This window comes from Pseudomonas sp. SJZ078, assembly GCF_007828255.1.
In the GTDB taxonomy this organism is placed as follows: Bacteria; Pseudomonadota; Gammaproteobacteria; order Pseudomonadales; family Pseudomonadaceae; genus Aquipseudomonas.
The window spans coordinates 20373-35724 of record NZ_VIUG01000045.1 but is presented as its reverse complement, the minus strand read 5'-3'; the positions used below and the strand labels follow the sequence as shown (position 1 = coordinate 35724).

Sequence of the window (15352 nt, the reverse complement as noted above, 5' to 3'; positions counted from 1 at the left end):
ACCGGCCCGACCAGCGGCCCCGCGCCGGCAATGGCGGCGAAGTGGTGACCGAAGAGGATGTGCTTGTTGGTCGGGACGAAGTCCAGGCCATCGTTATTGAGCACGGCAGGGGTGGCCCGGCGCGCATCGAGTTGCATCACATTGTTGGCGATAAAGAGGCTGTAGTAGCGGTAGGCGACCAGGTAGATCGCGACGGCTGCGACGACGATCCAGAGGGCGTTGATGGGTTCGCCGCGGCGCAAAGCCACGACACTCAACGCACAGGCTCCCAGAACAGCCACGGCAAACCAGGCGAGGTGTTTAACCAGACGGGTTGTCATTGCGTGTCTCCTGCCGAGGTCCAGTGGACTGCGGCGATTGTTTTTATAGTGTGCCCCGGCTATTCGGAGCGGGCCCAATATCCCTGTCCGACGTCAATAAATAAATCCGTAGTACTACGTAGACGCACTGCTCTCCGTGGGAGCGGGCTTGCTCGCGAATGCGGTGTGTCAGTGGCATGCTCTCTACCTGACACACCGCATTCGCGAGCAAGCCCGCTCCCACAAGTCCTGGACTTCGCATCAGCAGGATTTGAGCGAGCATGGGTTTGGCATATGATGCCGACCATCCACCTCCCCCCGTCAGGCCCTGGCAGGAGTACAGATGCTGCTCAAACACAAAATCGTCGCCCTCGGGATCCTGCCCCTGGTCCTGGCGATTGCCGTCATCTGCGCGCTGGTGATCTCGCTCAACCGCCAGTTGGGCGATCAACAGGCGCAACTGATCGAAGACAGCATCCTCGCCAGCAAGCGCGCCGAGCTGAAGAACTATGTCGAGATGGCGCAGAGCCTGATTGCTCCGCTGTACAACGGCGGCCTTGGCGACGAACGCGCACAGCAACAGGTGCTCGAAGAGCTGCGCAAGCTCAGCTTCGGCATCAACGGCTATTTCTTCGTCTATGACCGTCAGGGCCGCAGCCTGATGCACGCGCGCCAGTCGGAACTGGTGGGCAAATACCTCTGGGACATGAAAGACCCCCACGGCCTGCCTGTCATCCAGGCATTGATCAAGAGCGCCGAGTCCGGCGAAGGTTTCCAGCGCTATGCCTGGAACAAGCCCTCCTCCGGCCAGGTGACCGAAAAGCTGGCCTACGTGGTGATGCTGGATCGATGGGGCTGGATGCTCGGCACCGGGATCTACCTGGAAGATGTCGAGCGCGCCACCCAACAGGCGCGCGACGAAGTCGCCCATGGCATCCACACCACCATGCAGGCCATTGCCGCCATCGCACTGGTGGCGGTCCTGCTGGTCTTCGCCGGCGGCATGACCCTCAACGTGAGCGAGCATCGCCTGGCCGACAAAAAGCTGCAGCGGCTGAACCAGCGTATTGTCAGCTTGCAGGAGGAGGAACGCTCGCGGGTGTCCCGCGAACTCCACGATGGCATCAGCCAGTTGCTGGTGTCGATCAAGTTCCAGTTCGAGCTGGCCAGTCATGTGCTCGAAAACGGTCAGGAAAACGGCCTGGGCATCCTCAAGAACGCAACGGATCGACTGGGGGAAGCCATCGGTGAAATCCGCAGCATCTCCCACGACTTGCGCTCTTCCCTGCTCGACACCCTGGGCCTGCCCGCCGCCATCGGCCAGCTCGCGGCGGAATTCGAACAACGCAGCGGGCTCGAGGTGTCCTACCGATGCAATGAGTTCGATTGCCGGCTGGAGAATGGCGCCCCGGTCTCGTTGTTCCGCATCGCCCAGGAAGCCCTGACCAATATCGAACGCCACGCCGGGGCGAAACGTGTCGCGATCACCTTGTTTGGCTCGGCTCAATCCTTGCGCCTGACGGTGGTGGATGACGGAATGGGCTTCAACGTCCCGCAGGTCGAACGTGGCCATGCCGGCATCGGCCTGCGGAACATCCGCGAACGGGTCGAACATTTCGGCGGGCGACTGGAGTTGACGTCGACACCGGGGCGAAGTGAACTGGACGTCTTGTTGCCCATGGACCTGTCGGCCACGGAAAGCTGATGCGCCCTCCTTACACCAAGAGCACTTGCCGATGAACCTGCCCCCTGCGATCCGCGTCGCGCTGGTTGACGATCACTCCCTGGTCCGCGATGGCATCCGCGCCTTGCTGTCCGTCATGCCCCAACTGGACGTGGTGGGCGAAGCCGAGAACGGCGCGCAGGCAATCGAGATGGTCGGGCGCTGCCAGCCGGACCTGCTGCTGATGGACATCGGCCTCAAGGACATGAACGGGCTTGAATTGACCCGCCTGCTGGGCAAACAGTACCCCGGCCTCAAGATCCTGATCCTGAGCATGTACGACAATCATGAGTACGTGAGCGAGTCGGTGCGCTCCGGAGCCAGCGGCTACGTTCTCAAAAATGCACCTTCACGGGAGATCATCGCCGCCATCGAGGCCATAATCGGCGGCGGCACCTTCTACAGCGCTGAGATCGCCCAGCGGCTCGCCACTGCCCCCGACACCGATGACGATCTGACACCCCGTGAGCGCCAGGTGCTGCTCAAAATGGTCCAGGGGCTCAACAACAAGGAGATGGCCCGCGAGCTGGACATCAGCGTGCGCACCGTCGAGACCCACCGCCTGAGCATCCGCCGCAAGCTCAACATCGACAAACCCGCGGCCCTGGCGAAGTACGCGATCGACCATGGGATCATTGCCCGATAGGGGTCTGTGAGGTTAAATCGCATTCCCCTCCGAGGTTGATGCCTCCATGTCTGAACGCCCAAGCCCGCAGATTTCCTCGCGCAAACAGCCCAAGCAGGTGCGTTCCACCGAGCTCGTCGCAGCCATTCTGGAGGCCGCTGTCCAGGTTCTGGCGAGCCAGGGCGCCTCGCGCTTCACCATGGCCCGCGTGGCCGAGCGAGCCGGTGTCAGCGTCGGATCGATATATCAGTACTTCCCGAACAAGGCGGCTATCCTGTTCCGCCTGCAAAGTGATGAGTGGCGGCAAACCAGCGACATGCTGCGCGGGATTCTTGACGATCAGGTGAGGCCGCCTTTCGAGCGGCTGCATAGCCTTGTCAGGGCCTTTGTCCAGTCCGAATGCGACGAGGCCCAGATGCGTGGCGCGCTCGATGACGCCGCCCCGCTCTACCGCGATGCCCCCGAGGCCCGGGCGGCACGGGTGGCGGTCCAGCAGTCGGTCGACACCTTCATGCTGGAGGTGCTGCCGGCCGCCTCTGCACAAACCCGAAGCCTGGCGGGCGACCTGATCATCACGACCCTAAGCAAGGTGGGAAAGCAATTTTCGATCACACCGCGCTCGCCTGGAGAAATTGAGATTTATGCCGGCGCCATGGCCGATATGTTCTGCGCCTACCTCGAAAGCCTCCAGCAACGACCCGAAGCGACCGCGCCTTGAGTAGCCGACGTGCCCGTGACAGTTCGCAAATACTTTTACTACACTGCCCCGTCCTGTCCCCTTCCCTTGCGAGACGTGTGCCCCGATGAAAAATATAACAAACACAATGACCTTATGTGGCCTGCTGGCACTGTCCTGCGGCGCCCAGGCCGAACCGGCGCCTTCGCACCTTGACCAGGTCCTGCAGCGTGGTGAGTTGAAGGTTTGCACCACCGGCGACTACAAGCCCTACACCTACAAAAACGAAGGTGGCGAATACGAAGGCATCGACACCGATATGGCGCGCTCCCTGGCCGCAAGCCTGGGCGTCAAGGTCCAGTGGGTACAGACCACCTGGAAGACCCTGATGCCGGATATGACCGAGGGCAAATGCGACATTGGCATGGGTGGGATCTCGGTGACCCTCGAGCGCCAGAAGAAAGCCTACTTCAGCAACACCCTGGACGTGGATGGCAAGATCCCACTGGTCCGTTGCGAAGACCAGTCGCGCTACCAGACCCTGGAGCAGATCAACCAGCCTTCGGTACGCCTGGTGGAGCCAGCTGGCGGCACCAACGAAGCCTTCGTCCGCGCCTTCGTGCCCAAGGGCCAGCTGAGCTTTCACGACAACGTGACCATCTTCCAGGAACTGCTGGACAAGAAAGCCGACGTGATGATCACCGACGCCTCGGAAGCGCTCTACCAGCAGAAACTCAAGCCTGGCCTGTGCGCCGTCAACCCGACCCACTACCTGCAATACGGCGAGAAGGCATACTTGCTGCCTCGGGACGACACCACCTGGAAAATGTACGTTGATCAGTGGTTGCACCTGAGCAAGGCGAACGGCAGCTACCAGAAAATCATCGGGCAATGGCTGGCGGTTCCCGAGGCCCAGTGACGCAGTGCAGGCCGACGATGACGGCATGGAAGTTTGTATCGGTCTGTATATGAACGGCAGTTTGATACGAAACTGCCGTTTTCGAGGTTTTCAGGCACACACCAGTGATACACCCGGGCGTTTAACTGTGCACACCGGATAGCAGCGACACACCCGTTGCACGGTCCACTCAATCAAACGCAAGGAGAATCACCATGTTCAATGTCCCAAAAGCCTCGTCCCTGGCAATCGTACTGGCACTGGTTGGCGGCTTCGGCCTGTCGAATATCGCTTCGGCAACAGACAGCGGTGCGCCGGTGCATCAGTTGGCCGAAGGTGGGTCTGATCGCCTGATCCAGAATCGCGTAGCCGAAGGTGGCTCCGACCGCCTGATGGAAAATCGTGTAGCTGAAGGCGGGGCCGATCGTTTGCAGGAGCTGCGTGAGCGCAACGCTGCGGCCGTCGCCTAGATCGTGCCGAACCTGGCTTGACCTCTCCGGGGCCCCGCCGTGCGCTGCGGCCCCGACATTACCCTGCATTCACCGCCATCCCTGTGGGAGCGAGCCTGCTCGCGAAGCGGCCGACCAGGCACCACTCAACTTACAGATTCAATCACCGGGACGCTGGCGAAAACTCACCGCCAACCGGTTCCAACTGTTGATGGTGCTGATCGCCATCGTCAGGTCCACCAGTTCCTCCTCGCTGAAGCAGGCACGGGCCTGGGCATAGACTTCGTCCGGCACCTGGCTCTGGGCCACCAGCGTCACCGCCTCGGTCCAAGCCAGGGCAGCCCGCTCGCGGTCAGTAAAGAAGCCGCTGTCACGCCAGACGGCCACCGCGTACAGGCGCCGCTCGGTCTCGCCCAGGCGTCGTGCATCCACCGAATGCATGTCCGTGCAGAAGGCACAGCCATTGAGTTGCGAGGCGCGGATCTTGATCAGGTGCAGCAGCGCCGGTTCGATACTCAAGCGGCTGGTCAGCGCTTCCAGGCCAATCATCGCTTTCATCGCCCCGGGGGACGCACTGTAGTAATCCAGACGCTGGCTCATGTCGGGCTCCATGACAGGGATACTTGCACGGTAAAACCTGAAGGCCGTCGGCGACAGGTCCAATTGCTCGAAAAAACCAGGACCACTGTGCGCCTGGCCAATCTGCCGGATTTTCTCTACGCAACTTCTATCCAAATGCACAATGCAGGTAATCTTGCAGCTTTGACGCTGCCATCAGGCGATAGTCCAGGAGCCCGCGGGTATGGAACTTCATGTCGTCATCAACGGCCGCAAGGACCTGACAAGTCAGTTGTATCAACAGTTGCGCAGCGCTATCGAAAGCGGTCGCCTGGCGGCGGGCACACAGCTGCCACCCAGTCGCCTGCTCGCTGAACAGTTAGGCGTTTCGCGCAAGACCGTTTCCGACACCTACGCCCAACTGACCTACGAGAACTTCCTGACCGGCATCGTCGGCAAGGGCACCTACGTCAATGCGCGGCCGGCCAGGGTCACGCGCAAACAAAACCACCGCGAGCTGGCCGGGGCCGACGTCGTCGAGGCCTGGCGCAGCATGCCGGACCTGCTGCGTCATCCGACGCCCGAAAGCGCATTGCGTTACGACTTCATCGGCGGCGCCACCGGCAAAGGGCAGTTTCCCCTGGACGATTGGCGTCGCTGCACCGCCCATGCCCTGCGGCAGATCGCCAATGCCAAGGGTTTCTATAGCCAACCCGGGGGCCTGCCGGCACTGCGCAATGCCATAGCCCGGCACATCGCATTTTCCCGAGGGGTCAACTGTCAGGACGATGACGTGGTGGTGTGCAACGGTGCGCAACAGGCCCTGGACCTGATCTCACGGGTATTGACCCGGCCCGGCAGCCTGGTGGCAATGGAAGACCCGGGGTATCCACCGGCGCGATTGCTGTTCGGCTCCCACGGTGCCACGGTGGTCGGAGTGCCGGTGGATGACCAGGGCATGCGGGTGGACCTGATCCCGGACGGCACGCGGCTGATCTATGTCACGCCGTCCCACCAGTTCCCCCTGGGCATGCCCCTGAGCCAGACCCGGCGCGAGGCTCTGCTGGCGCGGGCCTATGAGCTCGGCGCGATCATCATCGAAGACGATTACGACAGCGAATTCCGTTACGAGGGCCGGCCCGCCGACTCGCTGCAGAGCATGGACGAACGGGGTATCGTGGCGTACGTCGGGACGTTCTCCAAGACCCTGCTACCGGAGTTGCGGCTCGGCTACGCCATCCTGCCGCCGGCGATTCTCGAGGCGGTGATCCTGGCCAAGCGCCTCACCGACCAGCACACCTCCACCCTGCCCCAATGGGCGCTGGCCAAGTTCATTGCCGAAGGCTGCCTGCTCAAGCACATCCGTCGCTGCCATGCCTTGTATGCCGGACGTCGCGAGCGGATCCTGGCGCGCATGGCCGGGGACCTGTCGCCCTGGTTCGAAGCCGTGCCCACCACCGCGGGTTTCCACCTGGCGGTATTGTGCAAAGTACCCATCGATCTGCCGCTGGTGATCGAGCTGGCGAAAAAAGTCGAGGTCGGGCTGTACAGCCTTGAAGGTTTTTTCAACGAAGAGCCACCACGACCGGGGCTGTTCTTCGGTTTTGGTGCCATTGAAGTCTTGGACATCGACATCGCCCTGGATCGCTTGCGGGACATCCTGCAGCAGGTCGCCTGAGGGATTGGACTGCCCGCTTATCCGCCGATTGGCTGTTTGAGGTTCGCCCGTGCAGGCCTATCCTGCATGGGTGTCGTTGATTGTGAACACCCGTCCGACTTGATTCAGGAGCCTGAACAATGTCTCGCCAAGTGATCAATACCGTCCAGGTGCAAGCCGCCGCCGGTCGCTCGGAAGAACTGGGCCGACAGTTGCAGCAAATCGTCGAGACCCTGCGCACCCAGCCCGGCTGCGACGCCTACATGGTCGACCGCTGTCCGGTGGATGGCGACCGCTGGACTGTCAGTGCCCGCTGGCAATCGGAAGCGGCCATGCAGGCTCACTTCAACTGCCCCGAAGTGCAGGGTTTTATCGGCCTGATCGACAACCGCCTGGCCCGAAGCGTGGATTTCAACAGCTTCCCGATTGTCTGAACGGCCCACGCTCCCGAGCCGGCCCCCATGTGGCGAGGGGATTTAGCGAAACGTCGCACCGCCCCGCTCGAGTGCGCAGCACTCGCCAGATAGGCGCCGTCACGAATATCTTGGGGCCGCTGCGCAGCCCGACGGGGATAAATCCCCTCGCCACAGGGTTACGGTCCAGTCAGTTGCAAATCCGTAATAGGCCAATTGGTCTACCGACCTTCCGAAAGATTGGACGTTTGCTTGCCCCGCCAGCACGCATAGGGTGGATCCATCGCCGCGACAACGCGGATCCACTCAAAACCCACGAAGGCCATTGCCATGAAAACCCTCTCCCTGATCGCCGCCCTCAGCCTGCTACCCGTCGCCCAGGTCTACGCCCACGAAACCGCGCCTTCGGAGAAGGTCCAGGTGTTGCAGGAAAAGATGCTGAAAAACCTGCCGGGCAAGAAAGCCATGATGCTGACCGTCGACTACGCCCCAGGCCAGTCGTCCATCGCCCACAAACACGAGGGCACGGCCATGGCCTACGTGCTCGAAGGCGCCATTACCTCCCAGGTCAAAGGCGAACCGGCGATCACCTACAAGGCCGGGGAGTTCTGGTACGAAGCAGCGGGATCCGAGCACCTGGTCTCGAAAAACGCCAGTGCAACCGAGCCGGCGAAGCTGCTGGTGTTCATGGTGATGGGTGAGAAGGAGGCGGTCTTGATCCCGCTGAAAAACTAACCAACGCCGCAAGCCCTTGTGGGAGCGGGCTTGCTCGCGAAGGCGACGGCACATCCGACATCAATGCAAGCTGGCCCGCCGCCTTCGCGAGCAAGCCCGCTCCCACAGGATTGAAGGGCGACACAAAACCCACAAAAAAAGCCCCGCATCTCTCAATGCGGGGCTTTTTCATTCAACGCCGGATCAGTTGGCCGGTACGACCATCTGACCTGCCAACGCCAGGTCCAGCAGTTCGCGGTTGGCAACCGCGTACATGGCGTAGTCCGTGGCGCTGGCGGCACGGATGTCTACCAGCATGGCGCGCCAGCGCTCGACCATGTCCTGCTGCTGTTCCAGCCACAGTGCCAGGCGCGTTTCCACGTCCTGAGTGCCGTCGCCTTGTTGCAGGACCGAGATGGTGATCGCCCGCTGTTGCCAGTCGACGTCATCGCGGAACGCTTCGCGAGCCAGGGCTTGCCAGTTGTTTTCCACCGGCAAGGCACTGATTTGCTGCAAGTACCAGGTGATGTCCAGGGCGCTGCCCACGGCGAAGTAGGCCTTGGCCACATCGGCGGCGTCCTGGCCGGTGACGTCGGACGCCTCGATGATCGGCAGCAAGGTGTACAGGTGCGTGGTACCGGCAACCATACGCGCCAGCAGCTCCGGCACACCGGCAGCCACGTAGGCCTGGTAGCGGGTCTGCCAGCCTTCGCGGGTCGGGCCTTCCAGCAATTCGTCGAGCTTGAGGCCCAACGCCGCCAGGTGCGGACCGAAGTGAGCCACATCGCGGGCAGCGTTCTGCTCGTTACGGCGGCTGCGCAGGAACCAGCGGGTCGCACGACGGCCCAGGCGCATCAGCTCATCCATCAGCTCCAGTTGCACGTCGGCCGACACCTGGTGGTCCAGGGCTTCGATCTGACGGAACCAATGTGGGAGATGGAAGATGTCCCGCACGATCACATACGCGCCAGCCACGTTCGCCGGGCTCATGCCCGTGGACTCCTTCAGCCGTTGGACGAAGGTGATGCCCATGTGGTTGACCAGGTCGTTGGCGATCTGGGTGCTGACGATCTCGCGCTTCAGGCGATGGCGACGCATGGCTTCGGAGAACTTGCTCACCAGCGTTGCCGGGAACGCGGTCTCCATATCCCGGGTCAGGTAATCGTCGTCTGGTACCAGGGAGTTGAGCAGCGCTTCCTTGAGGTCGATCTTGCTGTAGGAGATCAGCACCGACAGTTCGGCACGGGTCAAGCCATGGCCTGCCGCGACACGTTCGGCCAGCTGTTCTTCGGTCGGCAGGAACTCGATGGCGCGGTCCAGCTTGCCACGCACTTCCAGATCGTTCATCAGGCGCTTGTATTCGGCGATCCGCACGAATGCGCGACGGGCCGCCAGGGACAAGGCCTGGGTCTGCTTGTAGTTGTTGCCCAACACCAGGCCACCGACTTCGTCGGTCATGCTCGCCAGCAACTGGTTACGTTGCTTGTCGGTCATGTCGCCGGCCTGCACCACTTCGTTGAGCAGGATCTTGATGTTCACTTCATGGTCGGAGCAGTCCACGCCGCCCGCGTTGTCGATGAAGTCGGTGTTGGTGGCGCCGCCATGCAGGCCGAACTCGACACGGCCCAACTGGGTCATACCCAGGTTGCCGCCCTCGCCCACCACCTTGCAACGCAGTTCGTTACCGTTCACGCGCAGCGCATCGTTGGCCTTGTCGCCGACATCGGCGTGGCTTTCGGTGCTGGCCTTGACGTAGGTGCCGATACCGCCGTTCCACAACAGGTCCACCGGTGCCTTGAGCAAGGCGTTCAGCAGTTCGGTCGGGGTCAGTTTGTCGGCCTTGATGTCGAAACGCGCCTGCATCTGTGGGGTGATGGCGATGCTCTTCGCACTGCGCGAGAAGATGCCGCCGCCTTCGGACATGATGCTGGTGTCGTAGTCGGTCCAGGCCGAACGCGGCAGGTCGAACAGACGCTTGCGCTCGGCGAAGCTGCTGGCAGGTTCCGGGTTCGGGTCGATGAAGATGTGCAGGTGGTTGAACGCTGCGACCAGTTGCAGCTTGTCGGACATCAACAAGCCGTTGCCGAACACGTCGCCGGCCATGTCGCCCACGCCGACCACGGTGATGCTGTCTTCCTGGACATTGATGCCGCGCTCACGGAAGTGGCGCTGCACGCCGACCCACGCGCCCTTGGCGGTGATGCCCATTTTCTTGTGGTCATAGCCGGCCGAGCCGCCGGAGGCGAAGGCGTCGCCCAGCCAGAAGCCGTAGTCGATGGCAATGCCGTTGGCAATGTCGGAGAAGGTCGCGGTGCCTTTGTCGGCAGCCACCACCAGGTACGGGTCATCGTCGTCATGCCGCACGACGTTGGCCGGCGGCACCAGGGCGCCATCCTTGAGGTTGTCGGTGATGTCCAGCAGGCCGGAGATGAAGATGCGGTAGCAGGCGATGCCCTCGGCCGCGATCTCGTCCCGGCTGCCGCCCAGTGGCAGGCGACGGGGCAGGAAACCACCCTTGGCACCGACTGGTACGATCACCGAGTTCTTCACTTGCTGGGCTTTTACCAGGCCCAGGACTTCGGTGCGGTAGTCTTCTTCACGGTCGGACCAGCGCAAGCCGCCACGGGCAACGTTGCCGAAGCGCAGGTGCACGCCTTCGACCCGTGGCGAGTAGACGAAGATCTCGAACTTGGGCACCGGCTTCGGCAGTTCCGGAATCAGGTGCGGGTTGAACTTGAAGCTGAAGTAGGACTTGTTCTGGCCGTGGGCGTCGGTCTGGTAGAAGTTGGTCCGCAGGGTGGCCTTGATCAGGTCCAGGTAGCGACGCAGGATGCGGTCTTCGTTGAGCACCTGGACGTCGTCCAGTGCCGTGAGGATCGCCTGCTCCAGACGCAGTTGCTTGTCTTCCAGGTCCTCGCCGGAAAGCTTGCGGGCCAGGTAGAAGCGGGTCTTGAACAACCGGGTCAGCTCGCGAGCGATGTCGGTGTGGTTGTTCAGGGTGCTGGCGATGTAACCCAGGTCGAAGCCCAGGCGGATCTGCTTGAGATAGCGGGCGTAGGCGCGCAGCAGCGCCACGTCGCGCCACGGCAGGCCAGCGGTCAGCACCAGGCGGTTGAACGCATCGTTCTCGGCATCGCCGCTGACGATGTGGACGAAGGCGTCCTGCAGGGTGTCGTTGAGCTGCTGGATGTCGAGGTTCACCCCTTCGGCGGCGGTGAAGGCGAAGTCGTGGATCCAGAACTCGCGGCCGTTGCTGTGGCGCAGGCGATATGGGAACTCACCCAGCACGCGCAGGCCGAGGTTCTCCAGGATCGGCAGGACATCGGACAGCGCCAGCGGCGTATCGGCGTGATACAGCTTGCAGTGCAGCTCGCGCTGGCCGGACACCTGGCCCAGCGGCTGGTAGAAGCTCATGACCAGCGGATTTTTTTCATTCAGGCTCAGCAGGTGCTGCATGTCCACCACCGCCGAATGCGCGGCGAAGCGCTCACGGTAGCCGGCCGGGAAGCCTTTCGGGTAGTCGGCGAGCACGTTGGTGCCCTGGGCTTCGCCGAAGCTCTCGATGACCAGGCTCGCGTAGTCGTCCTGCCAGCTGCGGCAGGCCTGCACCACTTCTTTTTCCAGCAGCAGCGGGTCGATGTCGATGCGGTTCTTCGGGTCCACCCGCAGAATCAACTGCACGCGGGCCAGTACCGATTCGGAGAAGAACGTCCAGAATTCGCAGTCCGAGGCCTTCAGGCGGTCCATCAGCACTTGCTGGATCTTCTGGCGCACTTCGGTGGAGTAGATATCGCGAGGCACGTAGGCCAGGCAGTAGCAGAAACGACCGTATGGGTCTTTGCGCAGGAACACGCGGATCTTGTTGCGTTCCTGGATCTGCACGATGGACATCACGGTGCTGAACAGCTCGTCCACCGGAGTCTGGAACAGATCATCGCGAGGCAACACCTCGACCACCTGGGCCAGCTCCTTGCCCAGGTGCGCCTTGGCCTGGAAGCCCGAGCGACGCTCGATCTCGGCAACCTTGCGGCGGATGTACGGAATAACGCGCACACTCTCGCCATACACCGAGGAGGTGTACAGGCCCATGAAGCGGCATTCCTTGATGACCTTGCCGTTAGCGTCGATTTCACGGATCGACACGTAATCCGGGTAAGCCGGACGGTGTACACGGCTCGGGTGTGCAGCCTTGGCGAACGACAACGGCGTCGGTTCACGCAGGTAGTTGACGGCGTAGTCCTCGATGCGCAAGTCATCGGCAGTCAGGCCGGCGCGCAGCAGCTTGGTCAGGCCGAGGAACGACTCGGGGTCGTACTCGATATGGCCGCCATCGGCATCGTCGCGGACCACGAACTCTTCATAGCCCAGGAACGTGAAGTGGTTGCCCACCAGCCACTCCAGGAAGGTCTTGATCTCGCTTTTTTCATCGGCATCGATAGCGTAGGCGCTGTTGTCCAGACTGGTGAGGATCTCCTGGACCTTGTCCTTCATCGGCTCGAAGTCGGCCACGGCCACGCGCACTTCGCCCAGTACCTGCTCGAGTTCCTTGCTCAGGACGTTGAGTTCGGCGGCGTTGGCGCAGCGATCGATTTCCAGGTACATCAGCGACTCTTGCAGCACGCCGTCGCCCTGGGTGCCCTTCGGCAGGATTTCCAGCAACTCGCCCTTGCTGCCACGACGCACGCTCAGCACGGTGGTCTGCAGGGTATGAATGCTGTAGCCGCGGCGGTTCAGTTCGGTACGTACCGAATCCACCAGGAACGGCAGGTCGTGGTGCAACACTTCCACGGCGGTGTGGGTCGACTGCCAGCCGTGGCGTTCGTAATCGGGGTTGTAAACGCGAACCTGCGATTGCGCGTGGTCGAAGCGCTCAAGCAGGCGCCAGGCGGACAGGGTGCAGCCGGCGAGGTCGGACAACCGGCGCTGGGTAAGTTCGTCGAGGGAAATGATGCCGAAGAATTGTTCAGCGAACAGCGCCACTTGTGGCAGTGCCTGTTCACTGATGTGCTGCGCCAGTACCGCTTGCAGTTGATGCTGGAAGTCGGCTTTGCTGGCTGCGGTGAAGAACGCCATCTGTGGTACTCCGCTTGGGCTTGTTATTGATGGAAGCGTCGTGCAGCCCCTTTCGGGCTGCCGGCCATCCTGTTCCTGATTCTCGGGCAGAGGAAACAGGACGACAGGTGGGTGAAGCTGGACAAGACCCGCAGGTCACATTCCATTTCCATATCATGGGCATCTGCAGGAAACGCCCATGCAAGTGCGCATCCGTTGCGCAGCTTAACGAGTGCGACAAGGCCCCTGCTTGCAGCGCTGCGACATATTCGGTCATCGGCTAGCTCTGCATCGACAACCCTAGCAGCCTGGGCAGCAATCGGCACCTCACGATGTGAAATCGCGCACGGATCAAGCATGTGGTCGCAGTAAATCCCACAGGCTGGCAAAATCCGCTTCCTCGCACCCGCAAGGCTCATCGAGCCAGGAGCCGTCCCGATGCAAATGACCACCACCCTTCTGATCGCCAACCCGTGCGACGACGAAGAAGACAACATGGCCATGCTGTGCTGCCACAGCCTGCAGGGCGAAATGTTCCTGATGACCCGCTACCCCGATGAAGACGAATTGGAAATCGCCCTTGATGGCGAGCCGTCGACCCTGGACGGGGTGAAAGTCACCCTCGGCCCGACCCTGCTGAAAATCGAAATCTCCGCGGCAGATGCCGATGCGCTCAATGGCGATGACGTGCTGGAAATCAGCCATGACACCGATGAAGCGGATCTGGCGGAGGTGGAACTGACGTTGCAGAACATCCTCCGGGGTGTAGGGACCTACGTCAGGCAGAATTGATTTCAGCGTTTGCACGGCCGCTATCGCGAGCAGGCTCGCTCCCACAAGGGATTAGTGGCGACCGCTATTTCCGATGACACCTCACAACCCTGTGGGAGCGGGCTTGCTCGCGAATTCGGCGTGTCAGCCGACATCATCGCCACTGATCCACCGCTTTCGCGAGCAAGCCCGCTCCCACAAAAAATTTGTGGGAGCCACTATTCCCGGGAACACCTCGACCCCACTGTGGGAGCGAGCCTGCTCGCGATAGCGGTTGCCCAGCCTCCCGGCTCTGGATCGTCACCCACCGTCGGTCGCCCCTCCCGCACAACGACCTTGACGACTTACCGGGTTCTGAGGTTTCCTGAAACCGGTTTCAGCGCCACTAATAAATCCAACAGGCAGGTTTCAATTCGTGAATTCTTTCTCCGCCGCCCAACGCAGCCGGGTGACCATGCTCGACGTCGCCGAACGCGCCGGGGTTTCGAAGGCCAGCGTCTCGCGGTTCATCGGCGAGGACCGCGCCCTGCTCTCCGAGGCCATCGCCCGGCGCATCGAGCAGGCGATCAACGAGCTGGGCTATCGTCCCAACCAGATGGCCCGCGGCCTCAAGCGCGGCCGTACCCGCCTCATCGGCATGCTGGTGGCCGATATCCGCAACCCTTATTCGATTGCCGTGATGCATGGTGTGGAAACCGCCTGCCGTCGCCATGGCTACAGCCTGGTGGTGTGCAACACCGACCGCGACGACGAGCAGGAACGCCAGCACCTGGCCTTGTTGCGCGCCTACAACATCGAAGGGTTGATCGTGAACACCTTGGGTCACCACCGTGACGAACTGTTCGAGCTGCGCAGCGAAATGCCCCTGGTGCTGGTGGATCGCAAGGTCGATCGGCTCGACAGCGACCTGGTGGGCCTGGACAATCCGGCGGCGGTGAGGATGGCGCTCGATCATCTCGAACAACGCGGCTACCGCGACCTGCTGCTGGTGACCGAACCGTTCGACGGCACCAGTTCTCGGATCGAGCGGGTCGACAGCTTCAAGTCGGAGATCGAACGGCGCCCGGCCCTGGCCGGTGCCGTGGTGGAAATCCACGATCAACTGACGTCCCGGATCAAGACCTTTCTCGCCCAGCCGGGCCCTGGCCTCAAGGCGCTGTTCTGCGCCAACGGCATTGCCGCCCTGGGCGTCACCCAAGTGTTGCGCGAACTGGGCTGTCATCTGTTCGACGACGTGGGACTGATCGCCCTCGATGACCTGGACTGGTACCCGTTGGTGGGCAGCGGCATCACCGCCCTGGCCCAACCCACCGCCGAGATCGGCGCCCGTGCCTTCGAATGCCTGCTCAAGCGCCTGCGCGGCGACAACGGGCCGGTGCAAACCCTGGATTTTGCGGCGCGGTTGATTGAGCGTGGGTCGACGCTTGGGCTTTCCGAATGACCGGGGCGGCCCCATCGCGAGCAGGCTCGCTCCCACACGGGACCTGTGCCATATCGGCGATTCCCTGTGGGAGCGA

General features: G+C 62.1%; 13 protein-coding genes. 10 read left to right on the top strand and 3 right to left on the bottom strand.

All coding sequences use genetic code 11. The features are described 5' to 3' along the window. A partial coding sequence (locus FBY02_RS26075) for a carbon starvation CstA family protein (RefSeq protein ID WP_306085257.1) occupies window positions 1-320 on the bottom strand: 320 nt, incomplete at its 3' end. A gap of 322 nt (window positions 321-642) precedes the next feature. Here FBY02_RS26075 and FBY02_RS26070 point away from each other — a divergent pair. The 5 genes from FBY02_RS26070 to FBY02_RS26050 all read left to right on the top strand — a co-directional run bounded on the left by FBY02_RS26070 (window position 643) and on the right by FBY02_RS26050 (window position 4691). Next, window positions 643-2004, top strand: a complete 1362-nt coding sequence (locus FBY02_RS26070) for a cache domain-containing protein (protein WP_144931149.1) — start codon at window positions 643-645, stop codon at window positions 2002-2004. Window positions 2005-2035: 31 nt separating this feature from the next. Next, window positions 2036-2668, top strand: coding sequence for a response regulator transcription factor (locus FBY02_RS26065; RefSeq protein WP_144931147.1), 633 nt, complete (start codon window positions 2036-2038; stop codon window positions 2666-2668). 46 nt (window positions 2669-2714) lie between these two features. Further along, window positions 2715-3365 carry a TetR family transcriptional regulator gene (locus tag FBY02_RS26060; protein WP_144931145.1) on the top strand — a complete coding sequence of 217 codons (651 nt, stop codon included), beginning with the start codon at window positions 2715-2717 and terminating at the stop codon, window positions 3363-3365. 85 nt (window positions 3366-3450) lie between these two features. After that, entirely contained in the window at window positions 3451-4242 is a 792-nt protein-coding gene (locus FBY02_RS26055) for a transporter substrate-binding domain-containing protein (protein ID WP_144931143.1), read from the top strand. Between the two features lie 194 nt (window positions 4243-4436). Continuing rightward, a complete protein-coding gene (locus FBY02_RS26050; RefSeq protein ID WP_144931141.1) occupies window positions 4437-4691 on the top strand; it encodes a phage infection protein in 255 nt (84 codons plus the stop codon). A 138-nt stretch (window positions 4692-4829) separates the two neighbouring features. Here FBY02_RS26050 and FBY02_RS26045 read toward each other — a convergent pair whose 3' ends face one another. Continuing rightward, window positions 4830-5270, bottom strand: coding sequence for a carboxymuconolactone decarboxylase family protein (locus FBY02_RS26045; RefSeq protein ID WP_144931139.1), 441 nt, complete (start codon window positions 5268-5270; stop codon window positions 4830-4832). A gap of 202 nt (window positions 5271-5472) precedes the next feature. Here FBY02_RS26045 and FBY02_RS26040 point away from each other — a divergent pair, with 202 nt between their 5' ends. The 3 genes from FBY02_RS26040 (at window position 5473) to FBY02_RS26030 (ending at window position 8033) form a co-directional block, all read left to right on the top strand. Further along, window positions 5473-6906, top strand: coding sequence for a PLP-dependent aminotransferase family protein (locus FBY02_RS26040; protein WP_144931137.1), 1434 nt, complete (start codon window positions 5473-5475; stop codon window positions 6904-6906). Between the two features lie 119 nt (window positions 6907-7025). Next, window positions 7026-7319 (top strand): antibiotic biosynthesis monooxygenase family protein, encoded by a 294-nt coding sequence (locus FBY02_RS26035; RefSeq protein ID WP_041021156.1) that lies wholly within the window; start codon window positions 7026-7028, stop codon window positions 7317-7319. Between the two features lie 309 nt (window positions 7320-7628). Then, on the top strand, window positions 7629-8033 hold the full coding sequence (locus FBY02_RS26030; RefSeq protein ID WP_144931136.1) for a cupin domain-containing protein: 405 nt from the start codon (window positions 7629-7631) through the stop codon (window positions 8031-8033). A 183-nt stretch (window positions 8034-8216) separates the two neighbouring features. Here the strand turns inward: FBY02_RS26030 and FBY02_RS26020 are convergent, their stop codons facing one another. Next, a complete protein-coding gene (locus FBY02_RS26020; protein ID WP_144931134.1) occupies window positions 8217-13085 on the bottom strand; it encodes an NAD-glutamate dehydrogenase in 4869 nt (1622 codons plus the stop codon). A 417-nt stretch (window positions 13086-13502) separates the two neighbouring features. On the opposite strand from FBY02_RS26020, the gene FBY02_RS26015 reads away from it, so the two are divergent. Both FBY02_RS26015 and FBY02_RS26010 read left to right on the top strand, forming a co-directional pair. Beyond that, window positions 13503-13856, top strand: coding sequence for a hypothetical protein (locus FBY02_RS26015; RefSeq protein WP_144931132.1), 354 nt, complete (start codon window positions 13503-13505; stop codon window positions 13854-13856). A gap of 394 nt (window positions 13857-14250) precedes the next feature. Then, window positions 14251-15276 (top strand): LacI family DNA-binding transcriptional regulator, encoded by a 1026-nt coding sequence (locus FBY02_RS26010; RefSeq protein ID WP_144931130.1) that lies wholly within the window; start codon window positions 14251-14253, stop codon window positions 15274-15276. The last annotated feature ends 76 nt before the right edge of the window (window positions 15277-15352 follow it).

Excerpts from the sequence above, each read along its gene's own strand:
- FBY02_RS26040 (WP_144931137.1), top strand. The coding sequence starts at position 5,473 with ATGGAACTTCATGTCGTCATCAACGGCCGCAAGGACCTGACAAGTCAG.
- FBY02_RS26055 (WP_144931143.1), top strand. The coding sequence starts at position 3,451 with ATGAAAAATATAACAAACACAATGACCTTATGTGGCCTGCTGGCACTG.
- FBY02_RS26020 (WP_144931134.1), bottom strand. The coding sequence starts at position 13,085 with ATGGCGTTCTTCACCGCAGCCAGCAAAGCCGACTTCCAGCATCAACTG.
- FBY02_RS26030 (WP_144931136.1), top strand. The coding sequence starts at position 7,629 with ATGAAAACCCTCTCCCTGATCGCCGCCCTCAGCCTGCTACCCGTCGCC.
- FBY02_RS26035 (WP_041021156.1), top strand. The coding sequence starts at position 7,026 with ATGTCTCGCCAAGTGATCAATACCGTCCAGGTGCAAGCCGCCGCCGGT.
- FBY02_RS26015 (WP_144931132.1), top strand. The coding sequence starts at position 13,503 with ATGCAAATGACCACCACCCTTCTGATCGCCAACCCGTGCGACGACGAA.
- FBY02_RS26060 (WP_144931145.1), top strand. The coding sequence starts at position 2,715 with ATGTCTGAACGCCCAAGCCCGCAGATTTCCTCGCGCAAACAGCCCAAG.
- FBY02_RS26045 (WP_144931139.1), bottom strand. The coding sequence starts at position 5,270 with ATGAGCCAGCGTCTGGATTACTACAGTGCGTCCCCCGGGGCGATGAAA.
- FBY02_RS26070 (WP_144931149.1), top strand. The coding sequence starts at position 643 with ATGCTGCTCAAACACAAAATCGTCGCCCTCGGGATCCTGCCCCTGGTC.
- FBY02_RS26050 (WP_144931141.1), top strand. The coding sequence starts at position 4,437 with ATGTTCAATGTCCCAAAAGCCTCGTCCCTGGCAATCGTACTGGCACTG.
- FBY02_RS26065 (WP_144931147.1), top strand. The coding sequence starts at position 2,036 with ATGAACCTGCCCCCTGCGATCCGCGTCGCGCTGGTTGACGATCACTCC.